Source organism: Lysobacter sp. ISL-50 (assembly GCF_018612875.1).
In the GTDB taxonomy this organism is placed as follows: domain Bacteria; phylum Pseudomonadota; class Gammaproteobacteria; order Xanthomonadales; family Xanthomonadaceae; genus Lysobacter.
Genome location: NZ_JAGGRI010000056.1, coordinates 31,450 through 48,718 on the forward strand (window position 1 = coordinate 31,450; position 17,269 = coordinate 48,718).

Annotated in this window: 11 protein-coding genes, 1 tRNA gene and 2 pseudogenes; 8 read left to right on the forward strand and 6 right to left on the reverse strand. The window is 65.8% G+C overall.

Features of this window, described 5'->3' with window-relative positions; translation table 11 throughout:
* Positions 1-42 precede the first annotated feature (42 nt).
* Positions 43-327: a hypothetical protein gene (locus J7J50_RS23310; RefSeq protein WP_215060245.1), complete on the reverse strand. Its 285-nt coding sequence runs from the start codon at positions 325-327 to the stop codon at positions 43-45.
* A 446-nt stretch (positions 328-773) separates the two neighbouring features.
* Between J7J50_RS23310 and J7J50_RS23315 the strand changes: the two genes are divergently transcribed.
* The 3 genes from J7J50_RS23315 (at position 774) to J7J50_RS23325 (ending at position 5,687) form a co-directional block, all read left to right on the forward strand.
* The gene (locus J7J50_RS23315) at positions 774-2,195 is read left to right on the forward strand and encodes a carbohydrate-binding protein (protein WP_215060247.1); all 1,422 of its coding nucleotides are present in this window, start codon (positions 774-776) and stop codon (positions 2,193-2,195) included.
* Positions 2,196-2,594: 399 nt separating this feature from the next.
* Positions 2,595-4,748, forward strand: a complete 2,154-nt coding sequence (locus J7J50_RS23320) for a catalase (RefSeq protein WP_215060249.1) — start codon at positions 2,595-2,597, stop codon at positions 4,746-4,748.
* 345 nt (positions 4,749-5,093) lie between these two features.
* The gene (locus tag J7J50_RS23325; protein ID WP_215060251.1) at positions 5,094-5,687 is read left to right on the forward strand and encodes an ECF-type sigma factor; all 594 of its coding nucleotides are present in this window, start codon (positions 5,094-5,096) and stop codon (positions 5,685-5,687) included.
* A gap of 51 nt (positions 5,688-5,738) precedes the next feature.
* Here J7J50_RS23325 and J7J50_RS23330 read toward each other — a convergent pair whose 3' ends face one another.
* Together J7J50_RS23330 and J7J50_RS23335 are read right to left on the reverse strand one after the other, a co-directional pair.
* Positions 5,739-8,618, reverse strand: coding sequence for a serine/threonine-protein kinase (locus tag J7J50_RS23330; protein ID WP_215060253.1), 2,880 nt, complete (start codon positions 8,616-8,618; stop codon positions 5,739-5,741).
* 355 nt (positions 8,619-8,973) lie between these two features.
* Positions 8,974-9,309 carry a hypothetical protein gene (locus J7J50_RS23335; protein ID WP_215060255.1) on the reverse strand — a complete coding sequence of 112 codons (336 nt, stop codon included), beginning with the start codon at positions 9,307-9,309 and terminating at the stop codon, positions 8,974-8,976.
* A gap of 86 nt (positions 9,310-9,395) precedes the next feature.
* Between J7J50_RS23335 and J7J50_RS23340 the strand changes: the two genes are divergently transcribed.
* From J7J50_RS23340 to J7J50_RS25010, 3 genes are all read left to right on the forward strand, one after another.
* On the forward strand, positions 9,396-11,876 hold the full coding sequence (locus J7J50_RS23340) for an XVIPCD domain-containing protein (RefSeq protein WP_215060257.1): 2,481 nt from the start codon (positions 9,396-9,398) through the stop codon (positions 11,874-11,876).
* A gap of 316 nt (positions 11,877-12,192) precedes the next feature.
* Complete coding sequence (locus J7J50_RS23345) at positions 12,193-12,888, forward strand: saccharopine dehydrogenase NADP-binding domain-containing protein (RefSeq protein ID WP_251044340.1); 696 nt, start codon at positions 12,193-12,195, stop codon at positions 12,886-12,888.
* Positions 12,830-13,207, forward strand: a complete 378-nt coding sequence (locus tag J7J50_RS25010) for a hypothetical protein (RefSeq protein ID WP_251044339.1) — start codon at positions 12,830-12,832, stop codon at positions 13,205-13,207. The genes J7J50_RS23345 and J7J50_RS25010 overlap by 59 nt, the downstream gene beginning before the upstream one ends.
* A 57-nt stretch (positions 13,208-13,264) precedes the next feature.
* On the opposite strand, the gene J7J50_RS23350 is transcribed toward J7J50_RS25010, so the two are convergent.
* A tRNA-Ser gene (locus tag J7J50_RS23350) sits at positions 13,265-13,354 on the reverse strand.
* 217 nt (positions 13,355-13,571) lie between these two features.
* Positions 13,572-14,450: pseudogene (locus tag J7J50_RS23355) on the reverse strand (LysR family transcriptional regulator); the annotation flags it as partial.
* A 120-nt stretch (positions 14,451-14,570) separates the two neighbouring features.
* Between J7J50_RS23355 and J7J50_RS23360 the strand changes: the two are divergent.
* Positions 14,571-15,149 carry an NAD(P)H-dependent oxidoreductase gene (locus J7J50_RS23360; RefSeq protein WP_215060261.1) on the forward strand — a complete coding sequence of 193 codons (579 nt, stop codon included), beginning with the start codon at positions 14,571-14,573 and terminating at the stop codon, positions 15,147-15,149.
* A 285-nt stretch (positions 15,150-15,434) separates the two neighbouring features.
* Here J7J50_RS23360 and serS read toward each other — a convergent pair whose 3' ends face one another.
* Positions 15,435-16,727 (reverse strand): serine--tRNA ligase, encoded by a 1,293-nt coding sequence (gene serS, locus J7J50_RS23365; protein ID WP_215060264.1) that lies wholly within the window; start codon positions 16,725-16,727, stop codon positions 15,435-15,437.
* A gap of 172 nt (positions 16,728-16,899) precedes the next feature.
* Between serS and J7J50_RS23370 the strand changes: the two are divergent.
* Positions 16,900-17,269, forward strand: a pseudogene (locus J7J50_RS23370) (hypothetical protein); the annotation flags it as partial.

A 17,269-nucleotide genomic window follows, 5' to 3' on the forward strand; every position in this document is an offset into this window, starting at 1 on the left:
TCCGATGGCCGTAGCGGCTCTAAACACCGCTAACGACCGGATTCAGCGCACTACGCCAGCCCCGCTTTCCACCGGCGCCGGCCCATAACAATCCAGCCGTGTACCGCCGCGCGCCTCGTCGGTTTCTTCGCCCCAGCCCGGCGGCTGCGGATACTCGCAGCCGTAGCTGACGAAGCGCATGCCGACGACGGCGCCGTCGCGGTAGTAATAGACCATCTGGACATACGGATGCCCCGGCGGCGGCCACGCGAACGCGCTGGTGGCCGCGCCCAGTCCGAGGGTCAAGGCGGCAATGGCGCCGCACAGTTTGCGGTTGAGTCTTCTCACGATCCTTCTCCTTGGTCGGGTTGACTGCGGGTCCTGACCGCGCGGACTTCGCCGCGCGGCCGCGCAGGCCGGCGGCCTCGAAGCCTTGCCGGCATGCGTGGAGGAATTATCGCGGTGCCGCCGACGCGGGCCAGGGTCGGCGAGGTGCCGGTCATCGCAATTCGAATGCGGCCGCGCAGCGCCGGCCGAAAGCGACCGAAGCGGCGAAGCCACCGCCCCGCCCCGTCAAACGTGCATGCGTCACGCATCAGCACCGAAGCGTGCGGGGTGTTGCGACGCCCTGCGCAGCGCCATGCCGGCGCATAGGATCGAATCTATCCGCGACCGCGCGAAGCGCCGCAGTCGCCGCGCGGCGACGCGATCCGCACGCCGTCGCGACTGCCCGGCATGGCCGCGCCCATCGCGATGCGATGCGACGTTCCCGACTCCCACGAGGACACGACCTCATGAAACGACTGATCAAGAGCCTGATTTTCCTCGCCGCCTGCGGCTTCGCCGGCGGCGCCTGGGCGCAGAACTGGCAACTGGTATGGAGCGACGAGTTCGACGGATCGATCAAGCCCGACTGGGTGTTCGAAACCGGCAACGGCAGCGGCGGCTGGGGCAACAACGAGCTGGAGTACTACCGCCGCGAGAACGCCGGCATCGAGAACAACGCCCTGGTCATCACCGCCCGGCGCGAGGATTTCGGCGGCTTTCGCTACACCTCGGCGCGGATGAAGACGCAAGGCATCCGCACCTTCAAGTACGGCAAGATCGAGGCGCGGATGAAGCTGCCCTCGTTCATGGGCGCGTGGCCGGCGTTCTGGATGCTGGGCGCGAACCTGCCGCAAGTCGGCTGGCCCGACTCGGGCGAGATCGACATCATGGAGCATGTCAACAACGAGGACCGCACCTACGGCACCATCCACTGGCGCGACAACAACGGCAACTACGCGCAGTACGGCGGCAACACCGCGCTCAGCGTCGCCGACTGGCACCTGTACATGGTGGAGTGGGACGCCAACGCGATCCGCTGGTACGTGGACGGCACCAAGTTCCACGAAGCCAATATCCAGAACAGCGTCAATGGCACGGAGGAATTCCACCGCGATTTCTTCCTGCTGCTGAACTTCGCCATCGGCGGCAACTGGCCGGGCTTCAACGTCGATGAAAGCCGCCTACCGGCGAAGATGGAAGTGGACTACGTGCGCGTGTACAGCGCCGGCGCCGGCGGCAACGGCGTCGCCACCGGCTTTCAGCACTGCAACTACGGCGGCTACGCCGTGGCCCTGCCCGAAGGCGGCTACACCTTGTCGCAGTTGCAGGCGCGCGGCATCCAGAACGACGATCTGTCGTCGCTGCGCGTGACCGCCGGTTATCAGGCCACCTTGTATCAGGACGACAACTTCACCGGCCCCAGCGTCACCAAGAGCGCCGATACCGCCTGTCTGGTCGATGACGGCTTCAACGATCGCGCCACCTCGCTGGTGATCGCGCGCGCCAACCCGCCGTGGGCGCTGACGCTGGAAGCGGAAAACTTCAGCGCGCAGAACGGCGTTCAGGTGGAAGCGTGCTCGGAAGGCGGCTCCAACGTCGGTTGGATCGAAACCGGCGACTGGATGTCGTACAACAACATCGCCTTCCCCGCCAGCGGCAGCTATCGGGTCGAATACCGAGTCGCCAGCCCCAGCGGCGGCGCGCTGTCGCTCGACCTCAACGCCGGCGGCATCCTGCTGGGCCAGGCGCAGGTGCCGGCGACCGGCGGCTGGCAGAACTGGACCACCGTCGCGCACACGGTCACCGTGGCCGCGGGGACGTACAACCTCGGCGTCTATGCGCAACAAGGCGGCTGGAACATCAACTGGATTCGCATCACCCGATTGTGAACCATCGCGACGGAGCCGACGTTTGCCGCCCGGGCGCGACGAAACAAGGCTTCCGGGAAATGCCCGGAGGCCTTGTTTCAAGGCACCGAACCATCGCGAATTCTTGCTCATCATCCACCAGAGCGGCGATCGATACGCTCGCCGGGAAAATCGCGGCACGGGAAAACATCGCGGGCCGGTCGGCGCCTGCGCGAGCCGCGAACATCCGATCGCTCGCGCTGATTCAGGAAGCGATGCCGCAGGCCGCGGTGGATTCGTCCGTATTTCATTCGATGCCCGTGAGGCTTTCATGGCCTTTCGCCGACGCGTCGTTAACGGTTTTCCACTCAGTCTCGTGAGGCCCATCCACGGTTGGCGCTCTGCGCGCCAGCCGAACGCAAGCTTCTACAGGACGGACTCATGGCAACGAAACCTCGCCCCGCGAAGAACAAGGCCAGCGCCTCTCCCCCAGCCAAAAGCACTGCCAAGCCGGCCGCTGCCGCGGCCCCGGCAAAGAGCGGTAAAGCAGCGCAGGAATACCGAGGCAACGCAGACGAACTTCACCAGCAGGCCTCGGGCCGGCATCCGCCGCTTACGACCAACCAGGGGCTTGCGCTGTCGGACAACCAGAACTCGCTGCGCAGCGCCGAGCGCGGTCCGACGCTGCTGGAGGACTTCATCCTCCGCGAGAAGATCACCCACTTCGACCACGAGCGCATTCCGGAACGGATCGTCCACGCGCGCGGCTCCGCCGCGCACGGTTACTTCGAACTGACCCGTTCGTTGAAGAAATACACCACCGCGCGAATCCTCGGCGAGGTCGGCGAACGCACGCCGGTGTTCGCGCGCTTCTCCACGGTGGCCGGCGGCGCCGGGTCGGTCGACACGCCCCGCGACGTGCGCGGCTTCGCGGTCAAGTTCTACACGCAGCAAGGCAACTGGGACCTGGTCGGGAACAACGTGCCGGTGTTCTTCATTCAAGACGCGGTGAAGTTCCCCGACGTGGTGCATTCGGTGAAGATGGAACCCGACCGCGGCTTTCCGCAAGCCGCGAGCGCGCACGACACGTTCTGGGATTTCGTCTCGCTCACCCCCGAATCGATGCACATGATCATGTGGGTGATGTCCGATCGCACCATCCCGCGTTCCTTGCGAATGATCGAAGGCTTCGGCGTGCACAGCTTCCGCCTGCTGGACGCGCGCGGCGCATCGACCTTCGTCAAGTTCCACTGGCGGCCGAAACTGGGGCTGCAATCGACGGTGTGGGACGAAGCGGTCAAACTCGCCGGCGCCGATCCGGACTATCACCGCCGGGATCTTTTCGAGGCGATCCAGGCCGGCGATTTTCCCGAATGGGAGTTGGCCGTGCAGTTGTTCACCCAGGAACAGGCCGATGCGTTGCCGTTCGATCATCTCGACCCCACCAAGCTCATTCCGGAAGAGACCATTCCTCTGACCGTTATCGGACGCATGGTGCTGGACCGCTGGCCGGACAACTTCTTCGCCGAGACCGAACAAGTCGCGTTCTGTCCGTCCCATATCGTGCCCGGCATCGACTTCTCCAACGATCCGCTGCTGCAGGGCCGGCTGTTCTCCTACCTGGACACGCAACTCTCGCGCCTGGGCTCGCCGAACTTCCATCAGCTGCCGATCAACGCTCCGAAGTGCCCGTTCGCCAATCTTCAACGCGACGGCCATATGCAGGCCCAGATTCCCAAGGGACGGGTGAACTACGAGCCAAGCTCGCTCGATCCCGCCTCGCCGCGGGAAACGCCGCTGGGCTTCCGCAGCGCGGCGGTGCGCGACGACGGCAGCAAGGGCCGCGTCCGCGCGGAAAGCTTCGCCGATCACTACAGCCAGGCGCGCTTGTTCTACCGCAGCCAGAGCGAACCCGAGCAAGCGCATCTGGCCTCGGCGCTGGTGTTCGAACTGTCGAAGGTGCAGACGCCGCACGTGCGCGAAGCGGTCGTCGGACACCTGCGGCATATCGACGCCGATCTGGCCCAGCGCGTGGCCGATGGCCTCGGCTTGACGCGGCTGCCGCCGGCGCCGCCGGCCGCGGTCGAGCCGATCGACTTGCCGCCATCGCCCATGCTGCAGATCATCGGCAAGATGAAAGACACCTTGTCCGGCCGTTGCGTAGGCGCGTTGATCGATGAAGGCTCCGACGCCGCCGTCCTCAAAGGCTTGCGCAAGGCGGTGGAAGCGGCCGGCGCGCAGTTCAGGATCGTGGCGCCCAAGGTCGGCGGCGCGAAGCTCAGCGACGGTCGAATCCAGGCCGCCGACGGTCAACTGGCGGGCACGCCTTCGCTGGTGTTCGACGCCGTGGCGATCGTGTTGTCCGACGCCGCCGGAAAACGCCTGGCGACCGAAGCCGCCGCCGTGGACTTCGTCCGCGACGCATACGGCCACTTGAAGGCCATCGCCCTGGATGCCGGTGGACGGCGATTGCTGGACGCCGCGGGTGTCGAAGCCGATGAAGGCGTGATCGCCGCGGACAAGCCCGCCGCATTCGTCAAACGGGCCAAGACCCGCCAGTGGGATCGCGAATCGGCCGTCAGAACCTTGGCTTGAGCATGGCAGCCGCGCGCGGGGCGGGCCCATGCCCGTCCCTCTCTCATGCCGATGCGGCCGGCGCGGGTGCGCGCCCTTCCGGTATTTGACGAAGAAATGTGATATTGGCCGTGATTTTTCGCGGTCCATCGCAAAAAACACCTGTATCGCCGACCTTCATGATGGCCCAATGCTCACGGGAGATTCGCTATAAGCGATGAATTCCGCCGGGCTAGCCGGCGAGACGGCATGAATGGGGCGGTCTGGCGAATACGCCTGCCGATTTTTCACGCGAGGCCAGTTCACCGCATGATCGCAATCGATCACCGTCCACCGGCGCAACCGCTTAACTGCGCCGATACCGCAATGGCTCCGCCACCGGCCGATGGCGGCGACAGCGTCACCGCGCTGTTGGCCGCCGCGCACGACGGACGGGCCGATGCCTGGCAGCGCATCTACAGCCTGCTCTATGCGGATTTGCATCGCATCGCGCGCTCGCAGATTCGCCAGCAGGGCGGGCCGCGCTTATCGCCGACCTCGCTGATCAGCGAAACCTGGCTGCGCCTGGCGCATTCGGACCTGCCGGTGGAGAGCCGCGCGCACCTCACCTCGCTGATCGCGCGCGCGATGCGTTTCGTGCTGCTGGACGAAGCGCGCCGCACCCTGGCGGACAAACGCGGCAGCGCGATCGATTTCACCGCCCTGAACGAGCATGCCGAGTCCGGTTCCGAATCGCGCCTGGAGCAATTGCTGGCGCTGGATCAAGCGCTCGACTCCCTGGCCGGCTTCGACGAGCGTTTGGCGCAAGTCGTGGAACTGCGTTACTTCGGCGGCTTGAGCGAGCAGGAGATCGCCGACGGTTTCTCGCTCAACGTGCGCACCGTGCGCCGCGATTGGCGGCGCGCACGCGCCTATCTGCTGATGCGGCTGGGGCACGAGGGCGGCGACATCGTCATCTAGGCCGCCGCGTATCGCGCGGCGTATCGACCGACGCCCGCGCGCCGCGCGGGCTCAGTGCTTGGCCAGCGCCTGCGCGCCGGTCGCGGAGGTGAGCCGCGCCAGCTTCTCTCCCACCTGACGGATCGACGCCTCCTTCGGCCCGGCGATGCGCAAGCCGATCTCGTAAGCGCGTTGCCAGTGTTCGCGCGCGCTCGCGGTCTGGCCCGCGGATGAGGCCAGATCGCCCAGCACATCGTGGCTGTTGAAGCGCACCACATCGACGGCCAGACTCGGCGCCGCCGCGTCGGCGTCGCGCAGCAAGGCGGTCAGCTCGCGTCCGGCATCGCTGTCGCGTTTCTGCCGCAGCAGCAATTCGACCAGCACGTAGCGCGTCTGCAGAACGCGATCGTTGCCGGCGCCGCGCGCGCGGGTCAGTCCGGCGATCACCCGCCCGAGTTCCGCTTCGATGCCTTGCGTGTGGCCGATGCGCAATTGCGCGCGGATCAGATACACGCGGTACACCAGCATCGGCAGTCCCTGCTTCTCGCCCTCGGTCACCGCGCGCTGATACAGGTCAACGACCTCGTGCCAGGGCCGTTCCGACGGCGTTTCCAGCGCCTTGACCGCCAGCGCGCTGCCCAGATGGATCATCGCGCGAATGCTGCGCTGGTGCGACGGGCCATGCGCGCGCAGCATGATCGACAATGCGGTGCGCGCTTCATCGATGCCCAACTGGGTTTCGCCGGTTTGCGAATGCACGGCCGCGACCATGCGCATCGCATCGGCTACCTCCGGATGTTGCGATCCCAGCGCATCGCGCAGAATCCTTTCGCCGGTCTGCGCGGATTCGAGCGCCGGCGCCAGCTGCGCATTGGCGTACTGCGCTTCGGCCAGCACCGCCCAGGCCTTGCCGGTTTCCGGATGGGCCGGACCCAGCAGGCGGCGCCGGTTCGCCAGCAGGCGCTCGGCGATGGCCAAGGCCTGCGCGCGCTCGTCCATCGCGAACAAGGTGTGTTCCAGTTCGGCGCGCGCCGAGTCGGCCACGACCGCGTCGCGTCCGTCGGCCAGAACGACCGCGCGCTGCAGGTCGCGCCGCGCCGACTCGAATTCGAACAACTGCGTGCGCCATTCCCCGCGCTGCGTCAGCAACTCGGCCAAAGGCACGGGATTGCGCGCGGCCAGCGATTCGGCCATGCCCAGGGCGCGGTCCAACGTCGCGTTGGCCTCGCTGAGCCGCGCCCTGCCCCATTGCGCTCGCGCCAGCTCCACGTCCAGGGCCAATACGACATGCGCGCGGCGGTTCAGATCGGCGGCGCTGACGTCCAGCAAACCTTCGCGCACCGCCTGTTCGGCCTGCGCATAACGGGATTGGACGTTGAACAGATGGGCCAGCGTGGCCTGGGTCAAGGCGCGCTGCTCGGGATCGTCCATGCCGAGCGCGCGCGCTTCCTTGACCAGGTTCAAGGCGCGCTCGTAATCGCCCAGCGTGGTGTAACTCTTGGCCAGCGCGATCAGGCCGCGCGCGCGCACCGACGCCGGATCGGCGCTGCCGCGCTCGCGCAAACGCCGTTCGGCGACATGCAGCATGTCGCCCGACACCAGCGGCGAATGGCCGAGGCTGGTCAGCGTCATTTCGCCCAGGGTGTCTTCGAACAGGCGCTGTACTTCGCGGGTGGATTGCGCTTCGCGCGCGGCTTGACGGCTGTGCTTGTAGGCCAATCCGGACACCGCGCCCAGCGCGGCGATCATGACCACCGACACCGCGACCGCGATGCGGTTGCGGCGCAGGAACAAACGCGCGCGATAACCGGCTTCGCCTTCGCGCGCGAGCAAAGGACGCGTCTGCAGCCAGCGGCGCAGATCGATCTGCAATTCCGCCACCGAGCGATAACGCCGCCGCGGGTCCGGATCGACGCAGGCCATCGCGATGCGATCCAGATCGCCGGACAACTCGCGTGCCCAGGCCGCGACCGTATCGCAGGAACGCAGTTTCGCCGCGTCGATCGTCGCCTCGCTGGCGAGCCGGCTCGGCGATTGCGGCGGGTCGAACCTCGCCATGCCGGCGGCGCGCAGTTCGGCCTGCGCCGGCTGCCATCGTCCGCACAGCAATCGGTAAAGCACCGCGCCCAGCGCGTAGATATCGCTCGCGGCGCTGTAGCCCTCGCCCGCCATCACCTCCGGCGCGGTGTAGCCCCAGGTCATCGCCACGCCCGCGCGCGGTGCGCCGAGCGCCCCCAGGTTCAGCGAAGACAGACCGAAGTCGATCAACATCGGGCGCCCGCCGGCGCCGACCAGGATGTTGGACGGTTTGATGTCGGAATGCAGCGTGACCTTGCTGTGCGCATAGGCGACGCCTTCGCAGGCCTGATCGAACAAGGCCACGCGCGTGCGCGTGTCCAGTCGCTGCGCATCGCAGTAGGCGTCGATCGGCTGGCCGTCGACCAACTGCATCGCCAACCACGGATACCCTCCCGCGTCGATGCCGCCGTCGAGCAAGGTCGCGATGTTGGGATGATCCAGGCGCGCGAGCGCATCGCGTTCGTTGCGGATGGATTCGGCCAGCACCGGCGAGGAGATTTCCCTGCGCACGCACTTGATCGCGACGGCCTGCGCGTATTGCCCGTCGTCGCGCAGCGCGCGATACACCGTGCCCATGCCACCGGTCCCCAGCACCGCTTCGATCCGCCAGGGCCCGAGTGACTGTCCGATGCGTTGATCCGATGGCGAAGCGTCGTCGGCCCCGGCGCGCGCGGGCTGGCTCTGGGCGAGGATGTTCAGCGGCGAGGTTTCCAGCGCGCCCGGCAGCGCGTCGGCGCGCAGCAGCGAACTCACCGCCTGGAACAATTCCGGATCGTTGGCGCGCAACACCTCCAGCGCCTGCTGGCGATGCGCCGCATCCAGATCGGCCACGGCATCGAATTCGGCCAGAGCGCGGACTTCGAGAGAGGACATGCGCATTCCGATAAGGGAACAGGACCACGGCACCGCCGCGGCAGGATACGGCCCCCGGCCGGCCAGGGACCACGCGAAGCCGATGTGGCCGGGCATCGCGGCGTGCGCTGGACGATTCCGGGTTGGTGCTTATCCAGTTCGCGATACCCGCTTGAAACAGGACACGCGTCGCGGACGCGGCGTGCTGGCCGATGGCGAGCCGCGAACCGCCGACAGCGCCTGAAACTTCGACCGCGTCACATTTCAACGTTCACGAAACCTTTTCGGGCGATCTCGCGCCGCGGCGATGTCCTGTCGATCCGCCTTGTTACGAAGCAAGGTTATCGATAACAACACCAGGCGAAGTATGGATCGCTTACAAGCTCGCGTGTTCGAGGATTTCCTGCCCCATCAGCGTGCAGCCCTGGCCTGCCTCGCTATAGATCAAACGCATCCGGTACGAACCTTTGTAGACGTGCCCCCACACCTCCAGCACGGCGAATTGCTGCTTCGCGTTGGCAGGATTTCGTATGGAGGTGCGCTTTTTGACCGCTGAGTCGATCGAGATGCGGTCGTCTTCCCCGACGTGAAACGTCAACAGCCGTTTCGCCTGCGCGCGAGCCTCGTTCGCGCACGCGGGCTCGGCGGCGAAGCAGGAATTGCCGAGAGTCGCCAACACCAGTAACGCCACCATTCTGCGCACGATAGTCATGTCGTTCTCCCCAGAGTGAATCCACTTTTGATCGAAACCTTAGAGGTTCCGCCATGAATGTCCAGTACAAATCTTCCGATCTACCGATGTCGCCGGCTCGTTCCATCGGCGGACTCACGCCGGAACAAGTGCAGCAGATCGCGCCGAATCTCAGCCTGGAGCGCGCGACCCAGTTGGCCGGCCCGCTGACTCAGGCGATGACCGCGGCCGACGCCAACACCGCGCAACGCCAATCGATGTTCCTCGCGCAACTGGCGCAGGAAACCGACGGTTTCAATACGCTGGAGGAATACGCGGACGGCACCCAGTACGAAGGCCGCGAGGATCTTGGCAACACCGAACCGGGCGACGGCGCGCGCTTCAAGGGCCGCGGCTTCATCCAGCTGACGGGCCGTTCCAACTATGAGGCGGCCGGTGAGGCGCTGGGCCTGGATCTGGTGGGCAATCCGGAACTGGCGAGCGATCCCGAAGTCGCGGCTAAGGCGGCGGCGTGGTACTGGAACAAACGCGATATCAATTCCGCGGCCGACGCGGGCGACTTCGAAGAAGTCACCCGACGCATCAATGGTGGGCTCACCGGCATCGATGCGCGGCGCGCGTATCAAGGCCGCGCCCAGAGCGCGGTAGGCGAAGGCGTTTCCTTGTCCGACAAATCGCCGGACAACCAATCGCCGAACAACCCGTCGCCCTCTCCGACGCCCAATATCGGCGGCCCGACGCTTACGCCTGGCCAACCGGGCAGCGGCGAGACGACGGAAGCGAAACCGGTCGATGATGCCGCCGGCCCGAATCTCGATCACAACCAGTGGTACAAGCCGCAGCCCGGTAATTGGCAATGCGGTCCGACCTCGCTGACGATGGCGATGGCGTCATGGGGAATGCGGCCCGCGGACGACGCCACTCTGGACGAAATGGTGAAGTTGACCGGCGCCAATCCCGACGACGGCGTTCCGGGCAACGCTTCGCTGGTCGCCAATGCGGCGAAGGAAGCGGGAATGGAAGCCAGCTTCAACCCGGACGGTTCCGCGGCCGCGGTGGGCGAAGCGGTCGACCGTGGCCACAGCGTCGTGCTCAACGGCGGACTGCCCGGCGGCGGCGGCCACTTCATCTATGTCGCAGGCAAAGACGACAAGGGCAACTTCCTCGTCGGCGATCCCGCGCGGCCGCAGATCACCAGCATGACGCCGACCGAACTGGAACAATTTTCCAACGCCAATCCCGGTCAGCATCCGAACGGCTTCGCCGAAGTCTGGCGTGAAGGACGCACGCAACAAAAACCCGAGGCATCGTCTCCGGCCGCGGAAGCGCAGAGCCAGAACCCGCCGCCGTTCGTGCCGCCCGGATCGGCGCTGGATCAACATCTTCAGGCCAAGCAACACGAAGCGTCCGAGAATCCGCAGGCAAAAGTCGCCGCGTCCGGATCTTCCGAGAGTTCGGATGGCGCGACATCGACCGCGGAAACCACTCAACCGCCGAGCCCGCTGCCGACGAAGGGCACGCCGCGGCAAATGGACGATGCGCCGTCGCCGCAGGACGTCCCCACCTACGCGCCCTACGAAGTCAAAAACAGCTCCGGCACGCCGCTGACCGACCCTGGCAAGCTGGAACAGCACCATGACGGACAGACGTCGCGCACGCGCGGCAGCGAGTACGGGGTTCCGCAAGAACTCAGCGTGAACGATGTCGTGTTGGGGAATTCCGCCAATGCCGAGCAACAGAAAATTCCCGCGCCGATGTCGGGCGAAGTGATGGTCGCCGGCGAGTACGGCGGCGGTGCCGGCAACTCGGTGGTCATCAAGGGCGACGACGGCAAGTTGGCTTACATGTACCACATGTCCGAAGTGGACGTGAAAAAGGGAGACCGTGTCGAATACGGCCAAGTGGTGGGCAAGCAAGGCAACACCGGCGCCTCCGAAGGCGCCCACGTCCATATCGAAGCGCCCAAGGACGTGACGGACAAATGGGTCACCGATCTCAACGACGGCCGCTTCGATAAACAATCCAAGACGGACACCATCGCGGCCGGCGAAGCTCAGCCGCAAAAACTCCGATCGGACACCGGCTACGCTTCCAGGCAGTCCGAGGCATTGCCGAACGCTTTCTCGCCAAGTCGCGGCGCTTCCACCGACGATCGCGAAAATCCAGCCATGGCCAACCGAGTCCAGGAGCAGCCCGGCCCCGGTCCCAAGCCGGAACAAGCGCATCCTCTTTTCGCGCAGGCCATGCGCGGATTGGAAAAGCTGGGCCCGGAGGCCGGCGGCTATCGCAACGAAGACGAGAAAGAACGCATCGCCGGCGCATTGGCTTTGAGCGCGAGAAACAGCGTGCCGCCGATCAAGGAAATCCACGACGTTGTGGCCAGCCCGACGAACGGAAACTTGTTCGCGGTATGGACCAATCCCGGCAACCCGGTGGACATCGTGCATGCCAATGTCGATAAGGCGCAGGCCGCCCGGCAGCCGTTGCCGGACAGTCTCCACAGGCTCCAGGACGCCGACCGGCAGAATTCGCCGCAGGACGATGAGCAGATCCAGTCGCAGACGCGTGGAGCGTTGAGGATGGCCTGAACAAACCGGCGATCTGAACCGGTTTTTCAAACCGGTTCAGCGGCCGCGCACCGAAGTCTTCGATGAGGCCAGAAGCTACCGCTGCGACGGTAGCTTCTGGCTTTGTGCTGCCTTATCGATACGCAAGCAATAGCATTGTGGTTGGTCCTGGGCGATTGCGACGACGTGCGATAGCTCCGACTGTCTACGAAAGCCCGCGCGATTCAAGTTCTGCATTAGAACCTTCAGATTTTCCGGTTTGGCTAAAGATTCCGATAGCCGATGCGGAGAGCGAATGGTTCCATCCGCCAGGACATCAACCGCCGCGGAGCACTGCATGACAACGTCGAATCGCAAGGTCACCGTCTACGGTGCCTATGGACATACGGGACGTTTTGTCGTCGCCGAACTATGCGAACGCGGATGGACACCGATCCTGGCCGGGCGCGATGCAAACAAGCTGGACGAGATAGGCGACGCGTTTCCCCAGCTCGAACGACGGCTGGCATCGGTCATGGATCCATCGTCGCTCGACCGTGCCTTGGACGGCGCCCTGGGCGTCATCAACTGCGCAGGGCCATTTCTCGATACCGCGATACCGATGCTCGAAGCGGCGCTGCGTGCGCGTATCCATTATCTGGATGTATGCGCCGAGCAAGCGGTCGTGCTCGGCATCTTCGAACGCTTCGCTGAAACAGCAAGGAAGGCTGGGATCACCGTCATTCCCGCGATGGCGTTCTACGGTGGCCTGGCGGATTTGTTGGTAACAGCGGCGAAGCAGGATTGGCCGGATGCAGACTCGATCGAGATCGGCGTAGCCTTGGACAGCTGGCACCCTACGGCAGGCACGCGCGCACCGAGGCGCCCCGCCCACGGCCCGCGCCTGGTCATTGCGAACGGGAAACTGGAACCCGCTCGCCGATCCGCCGTCATCGCGCGAATGGACGTTCTGTGCACCGTTCGGAATACAGCAGATGGTGGCGCTGCCGTTCTCGGAGATCGTCACGATCTCGCGGCACCTGCGCAGCGATGAGGTGCAGTCCTATATGAACCTCACGCCGCTCAATGATCTGCGCGACCCCAGCACGCCGCCACCGGCATCGACCGATACGCGCGGACGTTCAGCGCAGGTCTTCGCCGTCGATGTCCGGGTGCGCCGAAACGGCCAGACACGTTACGCAAGTGCGCATGGACGCGACATCTACGCGATCAGCGCGCCGCTGGTAGCCGAAGCGCTCCAGCGCATAAGCGACGGGCGATGCAAGAAGAGCGGCATTGTCGCCCCGGGTGAGGCATTCGATGCGCAGGAATTTCTTGCGTCGATCTCCGATCTGGGCCTCGAAAGATCTTGATAGTCGCCGCAACCTGAGCCGAATACGGCGCGGCGCGAGGACGAAGACGCCGTAGATTGGCGGAGAGAGTGGGATTCGAACCCACGGAAGGTTTGACCCTTCGGCGGTTTTCAAGACCGCTGCCTTAAACCACTCGGCCATCTCTCCGTAGAACTACGCGTTGTCGTTCGCGGGCGCGCCATCGCGGCGGCGCCCTGCGCGCCCGGTCTTGCACCGGACGCGGGACATTCTCTCACGCCGGGGCGGAAATCTTCACCGGCTTGTCGTGCTTCTTGCCTTCGCGGTGGGCGACGCTGTCCGGGCACGGCTGGCCCTTGATGTCGCTGCACTGCAGACGCGCGGATTCGACCAGGGACGGCGCTTTCTCGGCCAGGAAGTCGATGAACACCCGCACCGCCGGCAACAGGCCGCGGCGCGAGGCGAACACGGCGTGGAAGATGCCCTGCGGCAGGCGCCAGTTCGGCAGCACCACTTCCAGCTCGCCGCGGCGCACGGCTTCGGCGCAGACGGTTTCCGGCAGCAGGGTGATGCCCACGCCCTGCTCGGCCAGCGCCATCAGCATCGGGAAGTCGAAACCCATCACGCGCGGCTTGAGTTCGACCTTGCGCACTTCGCCGTCGGGACCGTGCAATTCCCAGCGCTGGCGGGCGTCGTCTTCGCTGATGCTCAGGGTGACGTGATCGGCCAGTTCGTCCGGATTGGTCGGGCGGCCCATGCGGGTCAGGTATTTGGGGCTGGCGACCAGCAATTCCTGGATCTGGCCGAAGCTGCGCATGACCAGGCTGCCATCGTCGTCGAGCTTGGAGCGCACGCGCAGGGCGACGTCGATGCCTTCGTTGATGATGTCCACGCGCCGGTTGCTGACGTGCAGTTGCACGCGCACCTGCGGGTATTTGGCCAGGAATTCGGGCAGCAGCCTGGGAATCTGTTGCTGCGCCAGGCCGACCGGGACGCTGACCCGGATCACGCCGCGCGGCTCGGCGCTGAGCCGATCGACCACTTCGCGCGCGGCCTGCGCCTCGGCCAGCATCGATTGGGCGTGGCGATACACGCTGTTGCCGACTTCGGTCACGGCGAAGCGGCGGGTGGAACGCTGCAGCAGGCGCACGCCCAGATCGGTTTCCAACTGGCTGATGCGGCGGCTCAGGCGCGACTTGGGAATGCCCAGCGCGCGCTCGGCGGCGGCGAAACCGGCGTGGTCCACGACCATCGCGAAGTAGTAGAGGTCATTGAGATCGTGCATGCCGATAGTTCCAAAAGTAGAACAGTTGGTGATATTGAACCAGCTTTATCCTGTTACCGCAACGATCCAGACTTTGCTCCAACGCGGCACCGCCCGCCTTTCAGCCTACCGAGGCCCACCATGAAGCTGCTGCACATCGATTCCAGCGCCTTGGGCGCAAATTCCGTGACCCGTGAGCTGTCCGCAGCCGTAACGGCGCGCTGGCAGGACGAGGTGGCGGGGCTGAGCATCGACTACCGCGATCTGGACGCCGACCCGATTCCGCATCTTACCGGTCGTTCCCTGGCAAAGGTCAATCCCGCCGAAACCGAGGAATCCGAGCGCATTCTGCAACAATTCCTGGACGCCGACGTGATTGTATTGGGCGCGCCGATGTACAACTTCGGCATTCCTTCCACGCTCAAGGCCTGGATCGACCGGGTCGCGGTGTCCGGCAAGACCTTCCGCTACACCGCCGACGGCCCGGAGGGCCTGGCCCGGGGCAAGAAAGCCATCATCGTCAGCGGCCGCGGGGGTTTGCACAGCGGCCAGCCCAGCGATTTCCAGGAGACCTACCTGCGTCACGTCCTCGGTTTCATCGGCGTGACCGATGTCGAGTTCGTGCGCGCCGAGGGTGTGTCTTACTCGCCTCAGCATCGTGCCGACGCGCTCGCTGCGGCCCACGCTTCCATCCCGCTGCCGCAACGCAAGGCGGCATGACGCTTCATCCGTGTCTGTCCCGCAACACCCGTGATCACCGTGTAGCTCCCAAGTCCGGCGTTCCCTCCCCCACGCCGGCATTCGCCGGGTCCTGACGGGCCCGGCTTTTTTGTGTCCGCGGCATGGGCTCGCGGCCCTCACCCCGGCCCTCTCCCGCAAGCGGGAGAGGGAGTAGTACGACGCGACCGGAGCGGTCGAACAGCAAGCGCGAACGAAAACCTCCGAAGAGCTCCCTCTCCCGCTTGCGGGAGAGGGCTGGGGTGAGGGGCCGCGAACCTGTCCCGCTCAAGCCAGCGTTTCGACCCCGCCCATGTAACGCCGCAGCGCTTCGGGCACGGTGATCGAACCGTCGGCATTCTGGTAGTTCTCCATCACCGCGATCATCGCCCGGCCGATCGCCACGCCGGAGCCGTTGAGCGTATGCACCGGCTCGGGCTTGCCGGTGGCCGGGTTGCGCCAGCGCGCCTGCATGCGGCGGGCCTGGAAGGCTTCGCAGTTGGAGCACGAGGAAATCTCGCGGTAGCTGTTCTGGCTGGGCAGCCACACTTCCAGGTCGTAGGTCTTGGTCGCGGCGAAGCCCATGTCGCCGGTGCACAGCAGCATGCGCCGGTACGGCAGGCCAAGGGTTTCCAGCACCACTTCGGCGCAGCGGGTCATGCGCTCGTGCTCGGCGTAGCTGTCTTCCGGGCGCGCGATGGTCACCAGTTCGACCTTCTCGAACTGATGCTGGCGGATCATGCCGCGGGTATCGCGGCCGGCGCTGCCGGCTTCGGCGCGGAAACACATCGAATGCGCGGTCATGCGCAGCGGCAAAGCCGAGTCTTCGACGATCACATCGCGCACGATGTTGGTCAGCGGCACTTCCGATGTCGGGATCAGATAACGCTTGCTGGCCGATTCGCCCTCGCCGACCAGGGTCGCGAACAGATCGTCCTCGAACTTGGGCAACTGGCCGGTGCCGCGCATGGAATCGGGATTGACCAGCAGCGGGACGTTGGTTTCTTCGTACTCGTGCTGTTCGACGTGCAGGTCCAGCATGAACTGGGCCAGCGCGCGATGCAGGCGCGCCAGTTGGCCGCGCAGCACGGTGAAGCGCGCGCCCGACAGCTTGGCCGCGGTTTCGGCGTCGAGCCAGCCGTTGCGGGCACCGAGTTCGACATGGTCCTTGACCTGGAAATCGAATTCGCGCGGCGTGCCCCAGCGGTGTTGTTCGACGTTGGCGGTTTCGTCCGCACCCAGCGGCACCGAATCGTGCGGCAGGTTGGGGATGCCCAGGGCGATGGCCTCGATTTCGGTCTTGATCGCGTCAAGACGCGTCTCGCCGAGCTTCTGCTCGTCGCCCATGCTCGACACCTGCGCCATCAGGTCGGCGATGTCCTCGCCCTTGCTCTTGCGCTTGCCGATCTCGCCGGAGAGCTTGTTGCGCGAAGCCTGCAACTCCTGGGTGCGCACCTGCACCATCTTGCGCTCGCTTTCCAGCGACACCAGCGTCGCCGGGTCCAGGGCATAGCCGCGGGTGGCGTGCAGGCGGGCGGCGAGTTCGCCGGGCTGTTGGCGCAACAGGTTCGGATCGAGCATGACTTAGCCGGATGTGGCGGGGAGAACCGCAGATTATCGCGTCAAAGCGGCTTTTTCGCGAACCGCGCATGGTCCGCGGCGGTTGCGGCCGACAGCGCGCGGCATTTCGTTGCAGAATGCACGGCGTCTTGAAATCGCCGCGATCCCTCCGACCCGCCAGTCCTCCTGCCCTATGTCCACGCCCTCCCCCGCGCCGCGCCGTTCCTTCAACTTCGCTTCCTGGCTGCCCTCGGGCAAGGCCTGGTGGTGGGTGCTGGGGGCGTTCGCGATCGGGCTGGCGCTGTTCGCCTGGGTCTGGTCGGGCAACCGCAATCGCAACGACGGCTTCTATCGCGCCGGCGAGGAAGCGCCGCCGACCAGCGAGCAACCCTTCTATGCGCCGCTGCCGGCGCCCGCCGCGGCCGACGGCAACGCCCCGGCCGCGCCGCAACCGGCGCCGGAAGCAGCGCCGCAGGCCCCGGACGAGCAGCCGCGCCTGGTCGAGAACCCGAATCCTCCCGCTCCGCCGCAGTCCCTGCCGAACGCGCAGCCCGCGCCGGCGC